Source organism: Endozoicomonas sp., assembly GCF_031844845.1.
Taxonomy (GTDB): domain Bacteria; phylum Pseudomonadota; class Gammaproteobacteria; order Pseudomonadales; family Endozoicomonadaceae; genus Endozoicomonas.
On the sequence record NZ_JAVRMB020000007.1, the window covers coordinates 67,199 to 74,740 of the forward strand.

Here is a 7,542-nt window from a genome sequence, read left to right on the forward strand (position 1 = left end):
ATACCTGAATCAGTTATCCTGATCTGCCATCAGTCTTTTTTCTCAGATCACCAATATGCTGGATGCACTACCCAGAGAGCTTGAGCTTCCCATTGATGAAGCTACCATTGCCATCAAAACTCCCCCTCACTCAATAGAAGCGGAGCAATCGGTGCTCGGTGGCCTGATGCTGGATAATCAGGCCCTGGATCGGGTGGGTGATAAACTGACGTCGGATGCCTTTTATAATCCCGGACATCGCCTGATATACACCGCCATCAGTACCCTCAGTAACGAGACGAAACCCTTTGACCCACTGACCGTTGCCGAAATTCTGGAAAACCGGGGTGAACTGGATGACGTGGGTGGGCTGGTGTACCTGGCCGAGCTGTCCGGCAGTGTTCCCAGTGTTGCCAATATCAGTGCCTACGCCGACATTATTTTTGAGCGGTCAGTCCTTCGCAAACTGATCAACACCGGCCAGAAAATTGCCGACAGTGCTTATCACCCGGAAGGCAAAGACAGCAAGACCATTCTTGATGAAGCTGAACGACTGGTGTTTAACATTGCCGAAGATCGTCCCAATACCGGTGGTCCGGTGGGTATCCGGGAGATTCTGGATAAAACGGTTAAGAAAATTGATGAACTCTTTCATACCGGCGATGCCATTACCGGTGTCACCACCGGGTTTAAAGATCTGGATGTAATGACCTCGGGTCTGCAGGCATCGGATATGGTGATTGTTGCTGCACGACCTTCCATGGGGAAGTGTATTGTTTCTGGTAGTCGGGTTATTGATCCGGAGACTGGGGTTCTGGAAGTCATTGACGATATTGTAGCGCGTGAATCCGGAGCCCTGCTGTCATTGAATGATGATTTTCGTTTGACCCCTGCCAGTCCCACGGCATTTGTTGATGATGGTTTCAAGCCTGTTTTCAAAGTTACTACGGCACTGGGCAGAACCATCGAAACCACCCTGACCCACCCTTTCCTTTCAGAGTCAGGCTGGCAGCAGCTTGGCGCACTCAAAGCCGGGGATCGGGTGGCGGTTCCCAGGGCGCTTCCGGTATTTGGCCGGTTGTCATTGGCTGAGCATAAAATCAAGGCATTGGCTTATGAGAAAGAACTCCCGGAAGTTGTCTATCAGCTGGGTAGAGAGCAGATGGCTTTGTTCCTTCGGCATCTGTTTGCCTGTGATGGCAGTGCTTTCGTCCAGAAAAACGGGCAGTGTCGTGTCTCTTATTCATCGTCCAGTTTTAAACTGGTTTCAGGGGTTCAGCATTTGCTGCTGCGCTTTGGTATCAATGCCAAGGTGCGGGAAAAGGTCAATAAGTACGAAGGCGCTCAAGTGCCTTACGAACTGGAAATTCTGAACCAGTCATCTCTTAAAATCTTCATTAATGAGATCGGGATCTTTGCCAAAGAGGATCGTATTGCAGCTATTCAACAAGCTCTGGCAGAAAAACAGCCTCATGATAATTCTCATGACAAGAATGATACCCTGCCGGACTCTGTCTGCGACTATATTCTGAAGCTGAAAGGTGCACGCAGCTGGCGGGAAATATTCACCGCTGCGGGAGTCGAGTATCCGGAGAATTATAATCCTCATCTTAATGGTGTAAGCCAGCGTGGTCTCAGCCGTCAGCGAACCGCATTTTTTGCCGAAATGTTTAACGATGGTTACTTAAGAAACCTTTCCCGTTCCGATATCTACTGGGATCGTATTGTGGCCATTGAGCCTCAGGGGGAAAAGCAGGTTTATGACCTGACTGTGGCGGGTACCCACAATTTTGTGGCAGAAGATTTTTACGTTCATAACACCACCTTCGCCATGAACCTGGTGGAAAATGCCCTGCTGAACAGCGAAAAAGGCGTGATGGTGTTCAGTCTGGAGATGCCCAGTGAACAGCTGATGATGCGTATGCTTTCGTCCCTTGGGCGTATTAACCAGTCCAAGGTGAGAAGTGGTCAGCTGGAAGAGGAAGACTGGCCCAAATTACTCTCGGCGGTGGAACGCATTAAAGATAAAAAACTGTTTGTTGATGATTCGGCCGGTATCAGCCCATCGGAAATGCGTTCCAGGGTTCGGCGAATTGTTCGCGAGCACGGTGACCTTGGGTTGATTATGATCGACTATCTGCAGTTGATGCAGATTCCGGGCTTTAGTGAAGGTCGGACCAACGAGATCTCGGAAATTTCCCGCTCCCTGAAAGCGCTGGCCAAGGAGTTCAAAGTCCCGGTGGTTGCTCTTTCTCAGCTGAATCGGTCTTTGGAGCAACGACCGAACAAACGCCCGGTCAACTCTGATCTTCGTGAATCCGGAGCCATCGAGCAGGATGCGGACGTGATCATGTTTATCTACCGGGATGAGGTTTATAACCCCGATACGGAATACAAAGGCGTTGCAGAGATCATCATCGGTAAGCAGCGAAATGGCCCTATTGGTTCCTGTCGACTGGCGTTTATTGGTCAGTACACCCGGTTTGAGAATCTTGCGCCGGATGCTTATGGGCGTTTTGATGATGAGTAGCGAATACGGTTCCCCCCTCTGTTTATTATTTTGCCTGATGAGCCGAAAATGATTAAAGCCAACAAATATTATCAGGGTGCAGGGGGTATTCTATGGATGGAATTCCTAAGGGTGGCGAGAATAAATCTCCTTCGGATATGCAGGTAAATGAAGATAAACAGGCTAGGGGGCACCATTCCGGGAGGGGGGTAAAGTCTGACGAAGGCGAAAAAAATATTCCGTTGTTGCCCCTTTCTTCTGAATCACACAATAGCTGCTCACAGGATAGACCGGTGTCGATTCCTGACTGGTCGGACGATGACTGGTCGGACGATGACTGGTCTGATGCCGGAGATGACGTTGCTTCGGCTAGTGAGATTGATCAGGATGATGACTTACTCAGCGAGCCTGCTTACTCAAGCTGGAATCGTGATGAAGGTAGTGATTCAGAAATAATCTTTATGGATACTGAGGATAGTAACTTTTCAGCTGTAATGGGTGATTTATGGAGTGACATCGACTCGGACAGTACGGCCAGACGGCAGAAAAAGAGCGGGAAGCCCGATAATTTATCGCTTGGCGATATTCCTGATTTAAGTGAATACATCACTGAATATCTTGATTCGGGAAAAGATCCATCAGAAATCAGAGAAGAGCTGGAGGTTGTACGTTATACCTCGTCCGGAGGTAGGCGGGTGGTAATGCGTAGTCGGTCTGTCGAGTCTGGTGGCAACGATGCAGATGCCACGTTGGCCGCAGATAACCAGGAAGCGATTTTTCTTAATTCAATCAAGAGCGATCATGTTATTGGCTTTATCGGTTACAAGGGGACTGCTGATAAAAAAGAAGTGACATCCAGGCTTTATATGCAGGATGGGGGTGTGGATGTGCAGAAGGCTATTGCTTCGGTGGAAGATTCCGCGCGTATCAGTACCCTGAGAACCTGGTTATTGCACTTGGCCAGGGGGTTGGCAGCCCTGAAAAAAGAAAACATCATACATCGTGATATAAAACCGGAAAATCTGCTGATTGACCAGAATAGCAAACACCTGCGTATTGCTGATCTGGGAAATGCCTTCCAGGTAAATAATAATAAGTTTCCCTCGGATGTCACTGGTTCAGAATTTTATTTAGCCCCGGAAACACGCGCGGGAAAGCTTCAGAATTTTCAGGCGGATATCTATTCCGCCGGGATCGCTTTTGTGAAGATCATGATAGACATGAACGTGCTCGATCTCACGACATGGCAAGAGTTCCAGGCACTTCATAACAGTAAACAGACACTCCCTCTCCCCCTGGCTAAGGATTTAGCCGGAGACAAAAGTGCTATTTCCCTTATCGTTCTGATAGAGCAAATGATTGACCTGAAGTCTTCCCGGCGACCTGATGCCGAATCCATTATTAAACAACTGGATGCCGGAACAGGCAAAGTTCAGAGCTGACCAAATATTGCCAGAGGCGGTTCATCCAGTGCTGCCAGCTGCTCTCTCAGTTCCAGAATGTGCTCCGCCCAGTATCGTTCGGTATTGAACCAGGTAAAGGCCCTGGGAAATGCAGGGTCGTGCCACCGCTTGGCCAGCCAGCCACTGTAATGCAGCAACCTCAGGGTGCGAAAGTATTCGACCAGGTTGAGTTCAGACGGATGAAAATCCATAAACTCGGTATAACCTTCCAGTATTTCTGCCATTTGCAGGGTTTGTTCCTGGCGGTCACCGGATAGCAACATCCATAAATCCTGAATGGCGGGGGCCATTGAGGTGTCGTCAAAATCCACGAAATGCGGGGCATTGTTGCGCCAGAGAATATTGCCAATATGGCAGTCGCCGTGAACCCGGATGGATTGCCAGGTGTGTTGCTGTTCGATGCGTTGTAACCGATGCAATAAATCCCGGACCAGGGTTTCATAAGCTTCATGAAGCGCCGCAGGAATAAAATCGTTTTCCAGCAGAAATTCCACGCTGTCGATGCCATATCGTTGCAGGTTGATTTCTGGTCGATAAGTAAACTCTTTTGCGGCGCCCAGTTTATGTATTCGACCGAGTGTGCGCCCAAGGATCAGCAGATTATCCAGATTGTCCAGCTCAGGCGCGTGACCGCCCTGACGGGGAAAGAGTGCAAAGAGAAAGCCGTTAAATTCATGAAGGGTTTTTCCTTCATTATTGGCCTCAGGCGCAACTTTCATGGGTGCACTTTTTATAGGTGCACTTTTTATAGGTGCTACAACAGGAAACTCCATGGCTTGTAATTCAAGGGTGAACTCATGCTCTTCCTCGATTTGCTCACGGCTCCAGCGTCCTGGCCGGTAGAACTTGGCGATAACCGGATCTTCTTCCTCAATACCGATCTGGTAAACCCGGTTTTCATAACTGTTTAACGTCAGTATACGGGCATCACTGATGTACCCCAGGCTCTCCACAGCATCCAGAACCCTGTCTGGAGTCAGCTGGTCGTAAGGGTGTTGAGCCGGGCTATTCATGCTGACCTCCAACGGAGTCTGTATTCTGTGGCGAGGATTCTATAACCAATACAGCAGAATAGACAATTTGGGAGATTGAAAAGTGGTAATTAAGTCAGGTGCCTGATCTCTGTGGGGTAGTTCATTCCGTTCAGGATATGACGAAAACTTATGGGTGAAGAAGCGCGGCGTGGAAGTTTATGGGGGAACTTTCCTTATAAACAGTAGTCTCATAAGTAACAGCTTGGAGGTTGCATATGGATATTTCAGGAAATCCCATATTGAGCAGGAATACTGCACCCGGGGTAGATTCACAAAAAGATGCAGGGAAAGATCAGCCAACTATATGGGGCCGGATTGTTAAGGTCGCTGTTCCTACCCTGTCTATTGCAGGTTTCATTACCGGTATCGTGCTGGCATGTACTGTTGCGCCAATACCCGGCGCTGTGATCGCTGTGGCTTCTGCTTCAGTGCTGATTGGCAAATACCTTCACGATAGGCCCGCTCGGAGAGCACCGGGTGTAAATCCTGAGATTACGTCACCTTATGTTCGAAAAACGGTGTCAACCTATAGGTCTGTACCTCTGCAAAGTAGCTGTGCTAATGAGCTGACTCACCTGCCGGCCCTTGATTTAGTGGGAGAACTTCCCAGAGGCGCATCCGGAGCAAGGGTCTATAAGGTTCGTGGCCACAACAATAATTTAATGGTTCTCAAGATCCACAGGCATGCCCAAAATAAAGAAGATCCGAACTTTCTCTGGAATGAAGGTCGGGTTCAGGATCAGGTGTCACAGGGCTCAGGGGGTTTGCTGCCAGCTGTGCGCTGTCATGGAACGATCAAAGGGGAAAAATTTACCGGCTTAATCACTGATCCTTCATTTATCCGGGCTGATGAAAAATACTCTGTCATCCTGTCAGATTATATTGACCATAAAAGTCTGGAGGATTTATCCCGATCCTCTTCAGAAGGCCTGCCATCGGATGTCTTTCGACGCGCCCTGTTAGATTTTGCCCGTAATATGCGTGATGCGGTGCGAAAACACCAATTTGAACATAACGATTTAAGTCGTAACCTCATCTATAACAAGGATGGCAACATCATGTTAATTGATACGGGGCTGAGTGCTACACGGGACTATGCATTCCAGGGGCAGGTTAAAGGGAACCTCTTTATGAATATTCAGGCAGCGATTGATATTGCTTATCGAATGGCTGGTTCAAACCTTAATGATCCTTTCTACCACGGGATGAAAATAGGAAATGACCTTAACCGTTATTGGAAAAGCGTAGAAAACATGAACGATTCAGTCAACTTTGATCTGGCTGAATTCAATTCATTACTGCTCTATTTTCCCGATATTCGCCGAAAAATTATACCCGGTGGTCATTCGGACCGTGCCCGTCTTCTGAGTTGGGATGAGTGCATTGCAGCACTTGGGTGCTCAAGCGGGAGTAGAAAAAGCAGTTATGGGTGATGAACTATCGTTGCTGATCATATTCCGGGGTACGGGCAATACTCCATATATCCACTCGCTTAACCTCGTTCCCACGCTCTGCGTGGGAATGCATACGGAGCTGGCCGTATGAGGAAAATCCTCGTATTGCGCGGGTTTGTGGGAGTTGCATACTGATTGTTTCATTTGTGGCGGGTTCGGTATGCATTCCCACGGGGGACCGTGGAAACGAGGTATATGGAAACAGTCTAACGCAACGAAGCACCATCGGTGATAATTTTTGGTGTGATGAAAACCAGCATCTCAGTCTTGACATCTTCCGATTCTCTACTCTTGAAAAGATTGCCAAGATAAGGAATATCACCCAAAATGGGGACTTTTCTGATTGTACTTGTACTGGATTTCGTGAAAACACCACCTAAAACAATAGTTTCTCCATCCCCTACCAACAATTGAGTCTGCACTTCATTAGTATTGATAACAGGGACGCCGTTATAAACTTTGTCACCCTCTGTATCATTTTTAACTATTATGTCCATTATGATACTACCATCAGGAGTAATCTGAGGTGTTACCTCCAAAGACAGAGTTGCATCCTTAAATGCTACAGAAGTAGCGCCACTTGAGGTTTTTTCTTGATAGGCAATTTCAGTACCTGACCTAATAATTGCCTTTTTCTTATCCGCTGTTATCACTTTTGGCTGGGAAATTGTCTCACCACCACCATCACTTAGAAGTGCCGACAACTCCAAATTAAGAACAGTGCCATTTGTGGCAAAACCGATATTAATTCCACTAGTCGGATCAGAAATAGACAAGTCTGTAAAAACATTATCAGTAAGCCCTGCACCAACATTCCAATTATTGAGACCTTTATTTAGAGTGTTCGATGTTCCAGACCACTTCACACCTAAGTTTTTTACATTTTTTTCATTAAGATTAACAATACGCGCCTCAATCATCACCTGACGAATCGGAATATCCAGCTGCTCAATCAGCGATCTCAACTCATCCAGCTTGGCCTGGGTATCTTTAATCAACAAATTATTGGTCCTGGCCACCACCTGAACAGAACCCCGCTCGGTCAGCAGACTGGCATCACCATCACCCTGCAATACCCCAGCTATTTCAGCAGCATCTGCATA

General features: G+C 47.6%; 5 protein-coding genes. 3 read left to right on the forward strand and 2 right to left on the reverse strand.

Annotated elements, in window-relative coordinates; translation table 11 throughout:
- Positions 1-55 precede the first annotated feature (55 nt).
- Together dnaB and RM811_RS00450 are read left to right on the forward strand one after the other, a co-directional pair.
- Positions 56-2,509 (forward strand): replicative DNA helicase, encoded by a 2,454-nt coding sequence (gene dnaB / locus RM811_RS00445; protein WP_402519609.1) that lies wholly within the window; start codon positions 56-58, stop codon positions 2,507-2,509.
- A 92-nt stretch (positions 2,510-2,601) separates the two neighbouring features.
- Positions 2,602-3,930 (forward strand): protein kinase family protein, encoded by a 1,329-nt coding sequence (locus tag RM811_RS00450; RefSeq protein WP_402519612.1) that lies wholly within the window; start codon positions 2,602-2,604, stop codon positions 3,928-3,930.
- On the opposite strand, the gene RM811_RS00455 is transcribed toward RM811_RS00450, so the two are convergent.
- A complete protein-coding gene (locus tag RM811_RS00455) occupies positions 3,921-4,964 on the reverse strand; it encodes a serine/threonine protein kinase (RefSeq protein ID WP_402519615.1) in 1,044 nt (347 codons plus the stop codon). The two genes, RM811_RS00450 and RM811_RS00455, sit on opposite strands and share 10 nt — an antisense overlap.
- 260 nt (positions 4,965-5,224) lie before the next feature.
- On the opposite strand from RM811_RS00455, the gene RM811_RS00460 reads away from it, so the two are divergent.
- Entirely contained in the window at positions 5,225-6,418 is a 1,194-nt protein-coding gene (locus RM811_RS00460; protein ID WP_402519617.1) for a hypothetical protein, read from the forward strand.
- A gap of 227 nt (positions 6,419-6,645) precedes the next feature.
- On the opposite strand, the gene pilQ is transcribed toward RM811_RS00460, so the two are convergent.
- Positions 6,646-7,542 (reverse strand): type IV pilus secretin PilQ (gene pilQ / locus RM811_RS00465; protein WP_402519620.1); only part of this gene is annotated, 897 nt, incomplete at its 5' end.